Source organism: Streptosporangium lutulentum (assembly GCF_030811455.1).
In the GTDB taxonomy this organism is placed as follows: domain Bacteria; phylum Actinomycetota; class Actinomycetes; order Streptosporangiales; family Streptosporangiaceae; genus Streptosporangium; species Streptosporangium lutulentum.
Map to the genome: position 1 here is coordinate 3,786,630 of NZ_JAUSQU010000001.1, position 15,323 is coordinate 3,801,952.

The following is a 15,323-nucleotide window of genomic DNA, read 5'->3' on the forward strand; positions in this document are numbered from 1 at the left end:
GCTTACTCCATCAGCGCGCCGCCTCGCCGTCAAGAACCGGAATCCGTACGGGCCGCCGCCGGGGATCGGCTCCCCCGCGGCGGCCCGCCCGGCTGAAAGGACTAATCCAGGGCGGAGCGACCGCCGACCAGGGGAAGCGTGACCGAGCTGTCGGCGGGCACGACCGAGACGCCGGTTCCGGCGGGCAGGCGAAGGGTGAAGTCGCGGTCGGTGGAGATGAGCACGACACCGATCCGGTGGCCGGCCTTGACGATGTAGTCGTTGGGCTGGAGGTCGACGTCGAAGTCGTGGAAACGACCCTCGCGGAGCAGTTCGGTCCGGGAGACGGACTCACGGTTGCGGACGTCGAGCCAGCCCCTGGTGATGATCTTGTAGGGGGCGGTCACCGTGACGTGCTCGGCGAGCCTGGCACAGCCGGTGTCGCCCGGCACGCCCTGGCCGTAGCAGACCGGGGTGGCGCCGTAGACGACCGAACCGTAGGCGCGGGCGTCGGTGCCGTAGTCGACGAGCAGTGCCGTCAGGTACGGCGAGCGCCCGCCCTGGAAGGCCGCCTTCACCGAGACCTTCGGGGTGCCGGACAGGCGCACGTCCCTGGTCATGGGACTGGACAGGTAGGCCAGCCGGTTGGGGTCGGTGGTCACGACGTTCGCGGCGAGCTGCTCGGCGGTGCGGACGTTCTGGTCGACGAAGGACTCGGCGGCGTGACCCCGGGGGCGGCTGCCGCTCAGGGCGCCGTTCTTGCCGTAGATCCCGGCGGACAGGTTCAGCCGCACGTCACGGGTGCCCGGCAGCGGCCACGAGTCGTGCTGAGCCCACTGGCCGGGACCCGACTCCACGTCCGCCTGCGGCTCGTCCATGATGCCGTTGCGCAGGCCGTACAGGTAGAAGTCGAACCAGTGGTGAAGCTGGCGCAGCCACTCGGCGTTGCGCTGGGCGAAGGAGAACGGGTTGAAGTGGGCGCCCTGGTGCAGCCAGATCTTGCGCGGCACGTCCTCCTTGGCGAGTGCCTTCCACCACTGGACGGCCTGCTTGGTCTTGACGTTCCAGTCGTTGAGACCGTGCACCAGGAACACGCTGGCGCGCACCTTTCGCACGTCGTTGAGATAGTTGCGCTCGTCCCAGAATCTGGAGTAGTCGCCGGTGACGCGGTCCTGGTCCTTTTCGATCCGGTCGATGAGCGCGCCACAGGCCTGGTCGGCGTCGTCGCGGGTCAGGACGTAGCGGGCGAGCACGTCGGCGTCCTCACCCTGGTAGCCGCCCGGGGCCAGCACGCCGCCGTTCGCGCGGTAGTAGTCGTACCAGGAGGAGATGGCGGCGATCGGCACGATCGTCTTGAGTCCCTGGACCCCGGTGGCGGCGACGGCGTTGGGGAGCGTGCCGTTGTAGGAGACGCCGATCATGCCGACCTTGCCGGTGGACCAGTCGGCCCTGATCTCGTTTCCGGCCACGTCGAACCCGCGAGCCCGGCCGTTGAGCCAGTTGATCGCGGCCTTGGGCCCGGCGGCCTCGTTGTCCAGACCGGTCGTCGGACAGCCGGTCGCGCGACCCGAGCCGAGGTTCTCCACCAGCGCGACCGCGTAGCCGCGAGGGACGAAGTAGTTGTCGTAGTAACCGGTGAACGGCTGCGCGATCGCGCGGGCCGCGCTCGAGTCGTCGAGACCGAACATCTCGTCACGCAGGTCGTTGAACTTGTTGTGCCGGTATTCCATGCCCGCCGGGTCTGAGCCGTCGAGGTCCACGACGTGGTTGGGCACGTCGTTGCCGCCCGCGTAATAGGGGCTGGCCTCCATGATGACCGGGACCTTCAACCCCGACGCGGTTTCCCTGGGCCGCATGATGTCGACCGCGACCCGGTCGGGGCGGCCGTCCGCGTCGCTGTCGACTCCGGCGACCTCGACGAACACGGTCTCGGTCAGGGCGTCGGTCCGCGAGTAGACCGGCTGGGTCTCGTTGTTCTCGATCGGCGCGGTCGCGGGCCGCGCGACGGCGGGGGACGCGGCGGCGGGTTGCGCGGCCGCGGCGGGCAGGACGCCGGAAGGCACGGCCATTGCCAGCGCGATGAGGACTGTCTTCCACTTGTTCATCGAGGAGAACTCCCAGAGGGTCGACGAGAACCTGACAACTCCGGTCAATCTCGTCGAAGCAATCTTGACCTGCAAGATTGAAGGTATAACGAATAAGCGACTATCACGCGTTACGTGGAATTTTCGGCGCGTTTCACGCCGGTGGGCACGATCACCCCTAACCTGGGGATCCGCGAACATCTCAGACCATCAATCAGCTGAATATTCAATCAACCTGACGAGAAAGGATTGACATCCGCAGATCCGCCGAGCGATTTGCCGAGCGATTTGCCGCCAAAATCCCCTGGCTCGATTCCAAGCACCCGTTCTCGTCCGGCCACCACCAGGACCCGCCCTTGGACCGATTCTTCGATGGCATGCGCGGAGGCGGAAGCGTGGAGCTTGCTCATAGGCCTGCCGATTCACCGTGCGATTCGGCCTCGGTCACGACCCGGCGGCCGTCGACGGTGGTGGAGACGGCACCGGCTCGCGGATCGGCCCGTGCGCCCGTCTCCAGATCTGGGTATTCCGAACGGAGGCGAGACGACGCACACGACCACGGGAGGGCAATGCACATGACCACGCCGCGTTTGACCGGCTATCAGTACCTGGAGTCTCTCGATTCGGTCCGGACACCCTGGCTCGCTTCGACCGCGGTCGGCTCTGCCGAAGAAGAACAACGACGTGAGCTTCACGAACTGGAGGTTCTTCTCGAAGTGCTTCTGACGCTGGCGCTGGGCCGCGACATTGTGGTCCCACAGTCCTACGCCTTTGACTCGTGGAGTTTCCTGCGGGTGGCGAAGACCGTGTTCCGTGCCCGCGACCTGGCGGGTTCGGCGGCCAAGGACGAACATCCCTTCCGACTCCACCTTTACAACGCGAGCACCTACAACGACGCGGTGACCCGCATGCTCACCCGTGTCCACGATCGCGAAAACCCGTTCGTGAGCTCACTGCTACCGGAGTTGCGCACCCTGCCCGCCGGCCAGGTAGCCGGAATCACCAGGCTCGAACAGCTGTGTCAGAGCGGCTGGATAGGAGACGAACGCGCTCAGGCGCTGAAGTGTGTCGAAAGGAATTTCCAGAACCTCCCCAGAGTTCCCGCCCGCCCTCGGCCCGGGCAGGCCCGGCTCGCGGAACTGCTCAACCACTTCGTTGACGATTCGGCCCAGACGGCTCATTGGTTCAGCGGGCAGGCCAAGGAAGTGCACGAGGACCTGACCGGCGCCATCCGCCGGCTCGACCCGCGACGCAGCGGGCTGCTCAGCCAACGTAGCCTGCTACGAGCTCTCGAACCCTGGCCCGCCGACCCGGAGAGACGCACGCCAGAGGAGATCATCGGCCGGGAACGGCTGGACCTGGTGATCGAGTTCGTGGACACGCTCTACAACATGATCGTCGCGGATTCCATCGGCATCGCCCCCGTGACCTTCTCCACCGAGCTGACTCTCGGCAACGAGCGGCTCCATGCGAGGGGTATCGCCCAGAAGCTCGCCTGGGCGGGCTACGCGGCGGCGACAGAAGGACTGACCGTGTCGATACCGCAGGGCAAAGAAGGTTCGGTGTTCGAGGCTTGGACCGGCGACGGGCCGTCGCCCGGCGAGGAGGTCAAGGAGCTGAGGAGCCATGTGGAGGAGGGCCTGGCCGCACTGTTTCAACAGCGCGCGTGCCGAGGAGAGAGAGGCGGTGCCCGATCGGACTTCTGGAATGGGCTGGACAAGCTGAACGCCGCGCTCGACAGCGAGGATGTCGTCGCGGCTGAGAGAGCTCTGGCCGCTCACGTCAAGTGTGTAAGCAGGATTCTCGGCCGTGGTGCCGACGTTGTACCGGCGTCGAGCGGCGGGGGTGGAGGGGCGTCGACCTGGTGGATGCGACTCGTCCACAAGGGCACCTGGGGCGGGGCCGGCGTCGGGTTGACGACCATGGTACAGATGCCGATCGTGCCCGCGATCCTGACAGCGGGGCTGCTCACAATAGCCCCGGAGCTTGCCGAGGGGGGTAGGGCGGTCACCCAGCGTGGGAGGCGGTTCGCCATGCACCGCAAGGCATTGGGAACGGTGCTCGAGGTAAGGGGCAGCACGTCGAGGGGGACGACCGCGTGACGCGGCGACCTATACGCCGTGTGCGCGAAGTGCGCGCCTACGCCAACCGGTTCGTCGAGGTCTTCGATGACGAGGTGGAGTTCCCTGACGGCGCGCAGGGTTGCTACCTGAGAATCGTTCACGTGGGGACCGGCCCCGGTGTCGTGATTCTGCCCGTCCACGCCGGGTCGGTCGGGCTCGTGTACACCTACCGTTACCCGCTGGGGGCATGGCAGTGGGGCCTGCCTCGCGGCTTCGGACGGCATCCGGACCCTGAAGTGACAGCGCGGGCCGAGCTCCGGCAGGAACTCGGCGTCGAGGCCGCGAAAGTACGCCTCCTGGGCATGCAGACTCCTGACTCGGGATTGCTGGCGAGTCGCGTGGCGATCATGCTCGCGGAGGTCGCCGATCCCTCCGGCCGCCCTCAGGACAGGCGGGAGGTCGCCGCGTCGCGATGGGTCCCGCTGCATGAGCTGCGGGCCATGGCAGCCGCGAACGAGCTGGAAGACGGAATGACCCTGGCCGCACTGGCCCTTGCCGATGCGAAGGGCGTCTTCGAACCGCCCCACGTTTGAAGGAGGCCACGAACCCCTTAATCGCGCCCCGGCCTGCAGACGTTGATCGCTAGCATGAGCCGAATGCCGACAATTCAGGAAGCACCGCAGCAAACCAGGCGCCGCCTGGCATGGCTCGACGCCCTGCGTGGCATCGCCGCTCTGGTGGTGGTCGTGGAGCACGCGCTCGAGCCGCTGCTCCCCGAGGCGCGGCAGCCGGTCAAGGCGGTCTTCGAGCCGGGCTGGTACGGGGTGATGGTGTTCTTCTTGGTCAGCGGCTACATCGTGCCCGCGTCGCTGGAGCGGCGAGGTAGCGTGCGGGCCTTCTGGATCTCTCGTTTCTTCCGGTTGTACCCGCTGTTCGGTGTATGCGTGGCGGGCATGGCTCTGCTGGTGGCGGTGGGCTGGGACGACCTGCACCTCTGGTGGGGTTCCCGGCCGGTTTCCCTGGCGCTGGGTCATCTGACGATGCTGCAGAACCTGCTGTACATGCCGAACCTGGTCAACGTGCTGTGGACGCTGTCGTATGAGATGGCCTTCTACCTGCTGCTGACCGTGATGTTCACCTTCGGCGTGAACCGGAGGAGCACCACGGCGGCGCTCGGCTTCGCCGCGGTGGCCGTGCTGGGCGCGGGCGCGCTGCCGGTCACGCTGTTGTCGGCCGGCGGGTCGGGCCGGATGCTGACGGTCACGCTGCTGGTGACCGCGCTGGTGGCGGTGGGCCTGGCCGCCGTGCTCAAGGGCTCAGGCGCGGTACGGCAGGCGGGCGCGATCGTCATCGGGGTCACCGTGCTGGGGTTGTTGATGGTCAATCAGGGCTATCCCGGCCCTTGGCAGGGGCTGCTGATCCTGGCCACCATGTTCGCCGGCACGGCGCTGTATCGGGCTGAGCAGAGCGAGATCTCCTGGAGACAGGCCGGATGGGTGGTCCTGGTGCCGCTGGCCGGGATCTGGCTGGCGCGCGACGAGTTCGGCCTGCAGACGGCCATGGCCGCCGCCTGGATCACCTTCGCCGCCGGGATGGCGCTGCGGCATCGGAATGCGCCGCGAGCTCTGGCCTGGCTGGGGTTGGTCAGCTACTCGATCTACCTGCTTCACCCGCTGCTGCTGGAAAGCGTCCAGCGGTTCTGGCCCGAGCCGCTGTCCGCGCCGCTGGGTCTGCGACTGGTTGCTCTGGCGGGCGTAGTGGGGCTGCTGCTCGGACTCAGCGCGCTGACCTGGCGTTTCGTGGAGACTCCGGCACAACGGCTGGGCAAGCGCCTCGCGTCAGGCGACAGATGAGGCCGGTGCGGCCCGCTCCCGGCCATGGCCGCTCCTGAGCCGACCGGGTGACCGGCGCGGCCAGGGGGACGGCCGCGCCGGAAACCCCGTGTCGCGAACGCGCACCGGCCTGGCAGTCTGTGCGGATGCAAACACGGTGCCTCCCGCCTCACTCCATATTGTCGGTGGTGGTCGGTTCGCGGGCCTACGGCCTGGAGACCGAGGAGTCCGACGTCGACCGGCGCGGTGTCTTCGTGGCGCCGACCCGGTCGTTCTGGCGGCTGGCCAAGCCGCCCACCCACGTCGAGGGACCGCTGCCCGAGCAGTTCTCCTGGGAGGTCGAGCGCTTCTGCGGGCTCGCGCTGGAGGCCAACCCGACGATCCTGGAGTGCCTGTGGTCGCCGGTCGTCGAGCACACCACTCCGGCGGGCGAGGAACTGCTCTCCATCCGGCACGCCTTCCTGTCCGGTCGCGCCCACCGGACCTTCGTCGGATACGCCGACGCCCAGTTCCGCCGCCTGAATCCCGAGCGCCCCCGGTGGAAGCAGGCCATGCACATGATCCGGCTGCTGCTCAGCGGCCTGCACCTGGCCCGCCACGGCGAGCCCCTGGTCCGGGTGGACGCCCATCGCGACCGGCTGCTCGCCGTACGACGGGGAGAGCTTTCCTGGGACGAGGTCACCCGCTGGCGCTCCGAACTGGTCACGAGCTTCGACGACCCGGGCGCGCTGCCCGCCGAGCCCGACCGGCGGCGCGTGGAGGAATACCTGATCAACACGAGAGAGGCCGCCCTGTGACCGTCACCCTGCCCGCCTGGCTGGCCGAGATCCCGGCCGAGCAGGAGCACCCGGCGGCCTTCGCCACGGTCAGCGGCGCGCACCTGTACGGCTTCCCCTCGTCCGACTCCGACGTCGACCTGCGCGGCGTGCACCTGCTGCCGCTCGAAGAGGTGATCGGCCTGAGCACGGGCGAGGAGACCCTCACCCGTTCCTGGGTACGGCACGGCGTCGAGGTGGACCTGGTCACCCACGACCTGGCCAAGTTCTGCCGCCTACTGCTACGCCGCAACGGTTACGTGCTGGAGCAACTGCTCTCCCCGCTGGTGGTGACCACCTCCCCGGTCCACCAGGAGCTGATCGCCGCCAAACGTGTCGCCGAGCACGGCCTGTTGCCCGGTGACGCGCCGGACCGGGTACGGCTGGCGCACGACGTCGCCGGCCTCACCGCGGAGCTAGAGGGGGCCAGGGACGTCTCCCGGCTTCCCGAGACCACGACCTCGGCCTCGGTCCTCCACGATCTCGTCGTCCGCACCCGCCTGTCGGTCCGCGCCTCGCCGGAAGACTCCCGGTGATCGGCCTCCTCCCCGCAGGGGAACTCCCATGGGTAAGGCACGATCACCGTTCGGGTTTAGAGGCGGCGAGAATCGCGAGCAGGTTCAAGAGCGAGGCCACGAGCACCACGCCACCGAGGAGGTTCAGATAGCGGGCGAAAACAGCCGGCGACAGACCCCATCCCATCACCGCGACCAGTGCGCCCAGGACGGCGAGACTGCCGCACGTCCAGGCCCAGGCGCGGCGTTTGGCCGTATCCATGGGCTCCTCCCAGGCGTCGGATCGAGCGTATGACGCCCCCGTCCCACAGGGAAGGGGGCGTCGGCCTTCGCCTGGATGAGCGCTTCCTCCGGTGTTTTGTCGGAGCCGGCTGATAGTCGTAGGGCACCCCCTACCGCTGGAGATCACCGATGACTCAGGACACTTTCCGGGACAAGACTGCCGGCGGCAGGCCACCGGAGGGGTCCACACCACCGGACCTGTCCGAGCGGATCGACCCCGCCGCCGATCCGGTGCCCCCGCTCGCCGGGCTCGCCCCAGCCGCGAAGAGCGGCTTGGGTCTCCTCGACGAGCTCTCCCCCGAGCAGCTCGGCTGGCTCAGTGACGACATCGACCAGACCCGCGTGGACGTGTTCGCCCGGCTCGACGAGCTCTACGTGCCAGAGCGGCAATGGCACGTGCAGCCCTTCACCGAGAAGGTCGTCTCCGTGCTCGGGCCCGATATCGGCGACGCGCAGTGGCGCGCGATGGGAGTGTGGGCGCAGCTGCGGACGAACCTGTCCCACACCCGCGAGCGTGACCACCTTCGCGATCCGGTATCGCTGGCCCTGCGCGTCGCCGAGCGGAAACTCGCCTGGACCGGTGACGAGATCGAGCTGCTCTGGCAGGCCTCGGTCGAGCCGATCCTGTTCGACCGCGACCCCGGGTCCCCGCTGGTCCTCCCGCTGGCCGTCACCAGAAAGCTCTCCCACGAGGCACAGCGCCGCCATCTCCCCCTGATGCGCCAGGTCCAGGAGCTCCTGAACAGGTGCCGTGGATGGTTCAACTCGCAGGACAAACTCAACCTGGACGTCCTCCTCGCCGAGCACTCAGAGGACGACCCCATAAAGGCCGCCACCTGCCTGGTCGGCAAGGGCGACGGCTTCGCCACTCTGATGACCGCCGAGTACGGCGTGCGCCTCGGCGGCCCGCAGACACTCCCCTTGCTGCATCACTGGATCACCGCCACCCCCGCCCGCCCCAGTGCCACCTGGCTCCGGCGGGCCGCCACCCTTCTCACTCCGGACGCCGCCGCGCTCATCCGGGAGATGTTGGGCCGGCTGCCCGCCTATCGGGAGACGACGACCCTGCATCGGTACGGCGACTACGAGCGGACCGTGACGACATATCTGCACCCGCGCACCGCCACCCCGCTGCGCGGCATGGTGTGGACGTGCGAGCTGATCGACGAGCCGTGGGTGGTCCCGCTGCTGGGTGAGATCGCCCTGGCGGCGGGCACCGGAATCGGCGGGTCGGGGCCCAATCCGCGCAGCGAGATGCTCGCCAACGCCGCCCTGGGCGTGCTGGCCAAACGCGGCGGCCTGGAGGTGGTGGCTCCGCTTGCCCGGCTCCAGACCAAGGTCAGGCGAAGGTCGATCCTGGCGAAGGTCGCACAGATACTGGACGCGGTGGCCGCGCAGGCCGGTCTGAACCGCGAGCAACTGCTCGACCGGACCGTGCCGACGTTCGGGCTCGGCCCCGACGGAGTCCGGGAGGAGAAAGCCGGCGAGCACGTCCTTCGTCTGGCGTTGACCGAGACGGGCACCCCGACGCTGACCTTTCTCAACCCGGCGGGGAAGGCCGTCAAGTCCGCGCCGAAAGCGGTCAGAGAGAGTCATGGCGCGCTGGTCGCCGAGTTCAGGGGCACTCTCGCGGAGATGCGCAAGACCCTGCCCGCCGAACGACTCCGCGTCGAGCGGGCACTCGCAGAAGACCGGCTCTGGCGCTGGAACCAGGTCGAGGAGTTCTTCCTCGACCACCCCGTCACCGGCGTCCACGGCAGGCGGCTGATCTGGAAGATCCTGCAGGGCCCCGCCGGGATCCCGGTCAGGACCGCCGAGGGCTGGGAGCTCACCGATCCGCTCGGCCGCCGGATCCAGCCCCGGGCCGAAACCCCGATGCAGCTCTGGCATCCCATCGAGGCGGCCGTCGAGGAGGTCCGGAGCTGGCGCGACCACCTTCTGGAGATCGGGCTGCGGCAGCCGTTCAAGCAGGCCTTTCGCGAGGTCTATCTGCTCACCCCGGCCGAGGAGCAGACAGGGACGTTCTCCAACCGCTTCGCGGGCCATGTGCTGCGGTACGGCCAGGCCAAGGCTCTGCTGTCCGAGCGCGGCTGGACCGGGCTCTCACTCGGCCACTGGGACGCGGCGGGCGGCTCGGAGCAGGGCGAGGCCGTCAAGGAGGTCCCCGGCTGGCGGGCGCGCTGGAACATGCACCTGCCGTGGGGCTCCTGGGAGACCGACGGTTACGGCACTCCGGCCTCGTCCTGTGTCAGCGAACCGATCCGGTTCGACCGCACCGGCGTGGAACCGCGGGAGTCCGTCCCTCTCACCGAGGTGCCGCCGCTGGTCCTGTCAGAGATCATGCGGGACGCCGACCTCGCCGTCGGCGTCTCCTCCGTCGGTCTCGATCCCCAGGGACAGGGCGACTACTGGCAGTCCTACAACTTCGGTGACCTCACCGAGAGCGCCGAGGTCCGCCGCGACGCCCTGACCCGGCTGCTCCCCCGCCTGCGCATCTCCGACCGGGTCGAGCTCACCGAGCGTTTCCTGAGGGTCCGCGGAGACCTCCGCACCTACAGGATCCACCTGGGATCGGGCAACATCCTGATGGAGCCCAACGACGCCTACCTGTGCATCGTCCCCCGGGGCTCGTTCGACCAGGTCTTCCTGCCGTTCGAGGAAGACGGCGGCATGCTCGCGGTCATCATGTCCAAGGCGTTCCTGCTCGCCGACGACACCGCCATCACCGACCCGTCCATCACCCACCAGATCAAGGGCTGACCCGATCCCGAACCGCGTCGCCCGCTCAGGTGTCCGAGGCCACGCACGACAGTCGCCGGTCACAGCCGGCTTCGCCCGTGCCTCTCGACGCGGCCCGGGCGCGCGACGCGGGCTCGGCGCCACCTTGTCGTCCGTACCCACCGGCCGGAGTCCCGGCCGGTCCGGCGCCTATCGCGATCGGCCGGTCTCCCCGCCGTGGAGCAGCTCCCACCAGCTGTCCACCAGGGGCGCGTCGCCGGTGTCGATGCGATCGCCAGGGCGGGGGATCGCCAGGCGGACGTCGCGGGCCTTGGCCTCGCGCCACAGGCGGTCGACGGGTTCGGCCCACGGGTGCATGGCGAGCGCGAAGGTCGCCCAGTGGACCGGGAGGAGCAGCTCGCCGCCCAGGTCGAGGTGGGCGTTGACCGCCTCCTCCGGGTTCATGTGGATGTCGGGCCAGGCGGGGCTGTACGCGCCGATCGGCATGAGGGTGAGATCGAAGGGGCCGTGCGCGGCGCCGATTCCGGCGTAGCCGTCGAAATATCCGGAGTCGCCCGCGTAGAAGACCCGCTTGTCCTTGCCCGCGATCACCCAGGAGCCCCACAGGGTCGTGTTACGGGTGAAGGTGCGTCCCGAGAAGTGCCTGGCGGCGGTGGCGACGAACCGCAGGCCGGCGACGCTCGCCTCCTCGTCCCAGTCGAGCTCGATGATCCGTGAGGCGGGCACGCCCCAGCGCTCCAGGTGGGCGCCGATCCCCAGCGGCACCAGGAACGGCGCCGCCTGCATGGCGGTGAGCGCGCGAACCGTCGCGCGGTCGAGATGGTCGTAGTGGTCGTGCGAGATCACGATCGCGTCGAGCGAGGGAAGGCCGCTCAGCGGCACCGGCAGCGGATGCAGGCGTCGCGGACCGGCCAGCTGCGTCGGCGAGGCCCGACGGCTCCACACCGGGTCGATGAGCACGCGGCGGCCCTCGATCTCCACCAGCGTGGTGGCGTGGCCGTACCAGACGACGCTCAACCCCGTCGCGGACGGCGCGACGGCCGGAGAGGTCACCAGGGGAACCGGCACGGACGGGCGGCGCTCCTCCGCGTTGAGGATCATGTTCAGCAGGACGGCCGGCGCGCTCTCCATCGACGGCGCGACGGCTCCGGGCAGGGAATTGCGGAAGACGCCGTCATGAAACTGCGGCGAGCGGCGCATCCGCTCCAGCCGCTCTCCCTCGGCCCGGCCGCCCAGCTCCGCCGGAATGTTCCTCAGCGCCCATCCCGCGGCGGCCAGCGCCAGCCCGCCCACGAGGACACGTCCGATCGATCTGCCTGCCGCCATCGGCCCACGCTCCTGAAGTCGCCCGCTCAGGCAAACGATCCCTGCTCCGGAGGTGTTCCCGTTTCGCTGTGGGCGAGATGCCCGCTGACGTGCCGGGCGACGCCGATCCGGGACGCGACCTTCGCGGTCTCAGGATGTGGGAGCTCGATCGATGTGGGGGCTCGATGCCGGAGGTGTCCGGCGGTGCCGTGACGACCCGGCTCCACCCGTGGATCACCGGCGGAAAGCGCCCCCGGACATCCGGCTGTTTCGCGGGAGACGACGGGCGCCGAATCGTCGTCGGATACGAACAGCGGAATCCTCCTCAATATTGGGCACATATCCGAAGGTGTCTCGGAAATCCAAAAAGATTGAGAAAGCCGTTCTTGGCGCTTTACGGACCTGCTCAGAAGCCATCGGGAGTGTTCGGTGACAGCTTCCTTACCGGCATTCCATGTCGGACCACCCGGCCAAGGCGAACACTTGGTGATACGGGCGATCGGCCTTGACGTAGCCGACGCCCGCCGAGATCACCCGAAACACGAGTCGTACCGCCATCCACGAAAAGCAGGGAGTGCCGATGTCCGAGACAACACCCGAGTCCGGTGACCTCGGCCCGCGTGTCGCCTTCCACCGCGAACGGCTCGGCCTGACGCGTGAGGAACTCGACAAACGCACGGGCATCCCCCCGGGGTCGGTCGACTACATCGAGGAGAATCCCGTCGGCGTGACCGAAGGCGCCCTGTCCCATCTCGCCGACGCCTTGGAGACCACGCGCGGAGACCTCATCGCCGGTGACGTGCCCCAGCCTCCCGGCCACGACAGGCCCGCCTCGCAAGAGCTCGACCCGGCCGAGTGCATGCACCTCATCGCTCCCGGCGGGACCGGCAGGATCGCCTTCGCCGACGTGCCCGGACCGACCGTGCTCCCGGTCGACTACATGGTGCACGACGGGGCGGTCGTCTTCCGCACCCAGGCCGGCGGCCCGATGGACCAGGACCTGCGTGACGGTCTCCAGGACGCCGACATCACGATCGGTTTCGAGGTGGACCAGATCGACGAGGCCGAGCAGGAAGGATGGAGCGTGCTCATCCAGGGTCCCGTCCACCCCGTCACCGAAGAGGAACTGCCTGCGGTGACGGGGCCGGGTGTGGACTTCCGAGCGGGTGACGAGCGCGAGCTCTACGTCAGGATCGCCGCGCAACGAATCACCGGCCACCGCATCATCGGCTCCTGACGCGACCGTCCGCCGCCGAGGGGGCGACCCGGATCCGCCGCGACGGCGGGAAGGGGCCCCCGGGTGGCCGGGCGGCTTCACGAGGGCGAGCCCGGCCCGGGTGGCCGGACTCGCTCACGAGAGGCGGCGCCTGGGCCACCCGGTAGGGAGCGGCCCGGGTGGCCAACCGCTCACGGCGTACCGCGACGGCCGGGGAGCGCACGGCGGCGCCGGCTGGAAGCGTCCCTCCGGTGGTCCGGTTCGCGGGATCGGCGTGAACGCCGCCGGCGCCGTCAGGCGAGGTGCCTTTCGATGGTGGCGACCTTGGCGTCCAGCCTGCCCTCCTGCCCGCCCCGGATGTCGGCCTTGAGAACGAGGCTGACCCGCCCGCAGCGGGCCTCGACCGCCGCGACCGCGTCCTTGACCACGGCCATGACCTCGTCCCACTCCCCCTCGACCGTGGTGAACATGGCGTCGGTCCGGTTCGGCAGGCCCGACGCGCGGACCACCCGCACGGCCTCGGCGACGAGTTCGCCGACGTCCTCCCCCGCGCCGATCGGAGTCACGCTGAACGCTACGAGAACTGACATGGACGGCCCTTTCCCCGAAGATCTGTCCACGCACCCTAAGTTCTCTTCAAATCAACAGGCAAGCAGGGCGAGGTGAGCCGGAACCCGCGCGAACCGACCCGCGCGCCGAACTCACGCCCCTTCCTCCACGGCTTCACCGGCCATGGCAAAAACAGCCGGACATTCCTGCGATATAACGCCGTGACCCAAAATGGCGATCATAGAGACATGAAGGTACGAACGCCACGTACTGTCCTAGAGGCCGAGGCCATTCAGGACGAGCTCAGATCACTGCTCGACCTCACGGGTCCCGGCCCTCGCCGGCCCTCCAGGGTCGCGGGGGTGGACGTGGCATACCGGGGGGAACGGCTGGCCGCCGCGGTGGCCGTGCTGGACGGCACGACGCTGGAGACCGTCGAGGAGGTCACCGTCGGCGGGCGGGTGACCTTCGACTACGTCCCCGGCCTCCTCGCCTTCCGTGAGATCCCCGCCCTGCTCGAAGCCCTGGACCGCCTGACCGTCACCCCCGAGCTGATCGTCTGCGACGGGTACGGCCTGGCCCATCCCCGCCGCTTCGGCCTCGCCTGCCATCTGGGTGTGCTCACCGGGCTGCCCACGATCGGCGTCGGCAAGACGACCTTCGTCGGCGCCTACCCCGACCCCGCCCCCGAGCGGGGATCCTGGACCGACCTGACGCTGGACGGCGAGGTCGTCGGACGGGTTCTCCGCACCCAGCGGGGGGTCAAACCCGTCTTCGTCTCCGTCGGGCACCGCGTCGACCTCGACACGGCCTGCCACAACGTCCTCAATCTGACCCCCCGCTACCGTCTGCCGGAGACCACCCGCGTCTCCGACCGTCTGTCACGCCGGGCTCTGATCGAAGACTGTCGTTCGCTCCTGGTTGGATCTGATCAGCGCAAGAAGATGGGATGACCGTGGGCGACGACGAGTGGGCCGAGGACATCGGCGCATGGCGTGACAGCAATCTGGCCCAGATCCGCGAACGGCTGGCAGACGGGCTGGATCCCGGCCGGCTGCTGCCCTGGCTGCGCTCGACGCCGCTGCACCAGGCCGCCCAGGAGGGAGCGGTCCAGGTGATCGAGCTGCTCCTGGACTCGGGGGCCGCGGTGGACCCGATCGACGGCGACGGCGCCACCCCTCTGTGGGAGGCCGTACGGCACGGTCAGGACGCCGCCGTCCAGGCTCTCCTCGACGCGGGCGCCGATCCCTGGCGGCCGTGCATCGCCGGACGCTCCCCTGGTGTCCAGGCGATGTTCACCGAGCTCGCCGACCTGTTCGTCCACCTTCCCGGAGCCCCCCGCGTCAGCCCTCGGCTGCGCGAGCTTCAGGACACCGTCGACGAGATGATGTTCTCCTACGAGACCTACAACGAGGACCTCTGCGTCGCCTTCGTCGGCGGAGTGGACGAGGACGAGATCATCCGGCGCCTGGGCGCCGCGCCGGAGCTCTGCCCGCCGGTGGATCCCACCGAGTTGTGGAAGGCGGAGCAGAGCTCCCCCGTCGAGGTCCTGCGGATCGCCAGCCCGCCGGGGGGCGGGGTCGTGCTCTTCCAGAGCGGCGGCATCCTGCCGGTGCACGACGGCGTCGGCCGGATGGTCACCACCGGCGGCGGGATCCTGGCCGGGGCGTTCCCGTCCGCCAGTCCCTCGGTCGACATCTGGCGGGACGGCTTCGCCGTCGCGCGGCCCTCGGTTCACGAGCAGCTCAGCGACAACAGCCTGTTCGAGGTGTGGATGTGCCGTTTCGGCGACCGCGGCGCGCACCCCTCCACCGCGATCGAGCGCGCGCTGGCCCTGATGACGCTGCTGACCGCCACCTACATCACCGAAGAGTGGCTGTGGAGCGCTCCGATGAGACTCGTCCCGGTTCGGCTTCTGAGCGAAGGCTTGGGTCGATAGAGTCA

General features: G+C 69.0%; 14 protein-coding genes. 9 read left to right on the plus strand and 5 right to left on the minus strand.

The features are described from left to right. Positions 1-101: 101 nt before the first annotated feature. Positions 102-2,084: a Xaa-Pro dipeptidyl-peptidase gene (locus tag J2853_RS16970; RefSeq protein WP_307559044.1), complete on the minus strand. Its 1,983-nt coding sequence runs from the start codon at positions 2,082-2,084 to the stop codon at positions 102-104. A 209-nt stretch (positions 2,085-2,293) separates the two neighbouring features. Beyond that, positions 2,294-2,473, minus strand: a complete 180-nt coding sequence (locus J2853_RS16975) for a hypothetical protein (RefSeq protein ID WP_307559045.1) — start codon at positions 2,471-2,473, stop codon at positions 2,294-2,296. Positions 2,474-2,632: 159 nt separating this feature from the next. On the opposite strand from J2853_RS16975, the gene J2853_RS16980 reads away from it, so the two are divergent. The 5 genes from J2853_RS16980 to J2853_RS17000 all read left to right on the plus strand — a co-directional run bounded on the left by J2853_RS16980 (position 2,633) and on the right by J2853_RS17000 (position 7,309). Beyond that, a complete protein-coding gene (locus J2853_RS16980) occupies positions 2,633-4,165 on the plus strand; it encodes a hypothetical protein (RefSeq protein ID WP_307559047.1) in 1,533 nt (510 codons plus the stop codon). 20 nt (positions 4,166-4,185) lie between these two features. Next, entirely contained in the window at positions 4,186-4,719 is a 534-nt protein-coding gene (locus J2853_RS16985) for an NUDIX hydrolase (protein WP_307559049.1), read from the plus strand. 63 nt (positions 4,720-4,782) lie between these two features. Then, positions 4,783-5,979: an acyltransferase family protein gene (locus J2853_RS16990; RefSeq protein ID WP_307559051.1), complete on the plus strand. Its 1,197-nt coding sequence runs from the start codon at positions 4,783-4,785 to the stop codon at positions 5,977-5,979. Positions 5,980-6,146: 167 nt separating this feature from the next. Beyond that, complete coding sequence (locus J2853_RS16995; protein ID WP_307559053.1) at positions 6,147-6,755, plus strand: nucleotidyltransferase domain-containing protein; 609 nt, start codon at positions 6,147-6,149, stop codon at positions 6,753-6,755. Further along, the gene (locus tag J2853_RS17000) at positions 6,752-7,309 is read left to right on the plus strand and encodes a nucleotidyltransferase domain-containing protein (RefSeq protein ID WP_307559055.1); all 558 of its coding nucleotides are present in this window, start codon (positions 6,752-6,754) and stop codon (positions 7,307-7,309) included. Before J2853_RS16995 ends, J2853_RS17000 begins: the two co-directional genes overlap by 4 nt. Positions 7,310-7,352: 43 nt before the next feature. Here the strand turns inward: J2853_RS17000 and J2853_RS17005 are convergent, their stop codons facing one another. Further along, entirely contained in the window at positions 7,353-7,550 is a 198-nt protein-coding gene (locus tag J2853_RS17005) for a hypothetical protein (RefSeq protein ID WP_307559057.1), read from the minus strand. A 149-nt stretch (positions 7,551-7,699) separates the two neighbouring features. Here J2853_RS17005 and J2853_RS17010 point away from each other — a divergent pair, with 149 nt between their 5' ends. Next, the gene (locus tag J2853_RS17010; protein WP_307559059.1) at positions 7,700-10,330 is read left to right on the plus strand and encodes a DUF4132 domain-containing protein; all 2,631 of its coding nucleotides are present in this window, start codon (positions 7,700-7,702) and stop codon (positions 10,328-10,330) included. A gap of 168 nt (positions 10,331-10,498) precedes the next feature. On the opposite strand, the gene J2853_RS17015 is transcribed toward J2853_RS17010, so the two are convergent. Next, positions 10,499-11,635 carry an MBL fold metallo-hydrolase gene (locus J2853_RS17015; protein WP_307559060.1) on the minus strand — a complete coding sequence of 379 codons (1,137 nt, stop codon included), beginning with the start codon at positions 11,633-11,635 and terminating at the stop codon, positions 10,499-10,501. Positions 11,636-12,194: 559 nt separating this feature from the next. On the opposite strand from J2853_RS17015, the gene J2853_RS17020 reads away from it, so the two are divergent. Then, positions 12,195-12,851: a pyridoxamine 5'-phosphate oxidase family protein gene (locus J2853_RS17020; protein WP_307559062.1), complete on the plus strand. Its 657-nt coding sequence runs from the start codon at positions 12,195-12,197 to the stop codon at positions 12,849-12,851. A gap of 272 nt (positions 12,852-13,123) precedes the next feature. Here J2853_RS17020 and J2853_RS17025 read toward each other — a convergent pair whose 3' ends face one another. Then, positions 13,124-13,420, minus strand: a complete 297-nt coding sequence (locus J2853_RS17025) for an MTH1187 family thiamine-binding protein (RefSeq protein WP_307559064.1) — start codon at positions 13,418-13,420, stop codon at positions 13,124-13,126. 207 nt (positions 13,421-13,627) lie between these two features. Between J2853_RS17025 and J2853_RS17030 the strand changes: the two genes are divergently transcribed. Continuing rightward, the gene (locus J2853_RS17030) at positions 13,628-14,332 is read left to right on the plus strand and encodes an endonuclease V (RefSeq protein ID WP_307559066.1); all 705 of its coding nucleotides are present in this window, start codon (positions 13,628-13,630) and stop codon (positions 14,330-14,332) included. Further along, positions 14,329-15,318, plus strand: coding sequence for an ankyrin repeat domain-containing protein (locus J2853_RS17035; protein ID WP_307559067.1), 990 nt, complete (start codon positions 14,329-14,331; stop codon positions 15,316-15,318). Before J2853_RS17030 ends, J2853_RS17035 begins: the two co-directional genes overlap by 4 nt. The last annotated feature ends 5 nt before the right edge of the window (positions 15,319-15,323 follow it).

What these genes read in the sequence shown, in the direction of transcription:
- J2853_RS16970 (WP_307559044.1), bottom strand. Translation starts at nt 2,084, where the DNA reads ATGAACAAGTGGAAGACAGTCCTCATCGCGCTGGCAATGGCCGTGCCT.
- J2853_RS17035 (WP_307559067.1), top strand. Translation starts at nt 14,329, where the DNA reads ATGACCGTGGGCGACGACGAGTGGGCCGAGGACATCGGCGCATGGCGT.
- J2853_RS16990 (WP_307559051.1), top strand. Translation starts at nt 4,783, where the DNA reads ATGCCGACAATTCAGGAAGCACCGCAGCAAACCAGGCGCCGCCTGGCA.
- J2853_RS17005 (WP_307559057.1), bottom strand. Translation starts at nt 7,550, where the DNA reads ATGGATACGGCCAAACGCCGCGCCTGGGCCTGGACGTGCGGCAGTCTC.
- J2853_RS17030 (WP_307559066.1), top strand. Translation starts at nt 13,628, where the DNA reads ATGAAGGTACGAACGCCACGTACTGTCCTAGAGGCCGAGGCCATTCAG.
- J2853_RS17015 (WP_307559060.1), bottom strand. Translation starts at nt 11,635, where the DNA reads ATGGCGGCAGGCAGATCGATCGGACGTGTCCTCGTGGGCGGGCTGGCG.
- J2853_RS17025 (WP_307559064.1), bottom strand. Translation starts at nt 13,420, where the DNA reads ATGTCAGTTCTCGTAGCGTTCAGCGTGACTCCGATCGGCGCGGGGGAG.
- J2853_RS17020 (WP_307559062.1), top strand. Translation starts at nt 12,195, where the DNA reads ATGTCCGAGACAACACCCGAGTCCGGTGACCTCGGCCCGCGTGTCGCC.
- J2853_RS16975 (WP_307559045.1), bottom strand. Translation starts at nt 2,473, where the DNA reads ATGAGCAAGCTCCACGCTTCCGCCTCCGCGCATGCCATCGAAGAATCG.
- J2853_RS16980 (WP_307559047.1), top strand. Translation starts at nt 2,633, where the DNA reads ATGCACATGACCACGCCGCGTTTGACCGGCTATCAGTACCTGGAGTCT.
- J2853_RS17010 (WP_307559059.1), top strand. Translation starts at nt 7,700, where the DNA reads ATGACTCAGGACACTTTCCGGGACAAGACTGCCGGCGGCAGGCCACCG.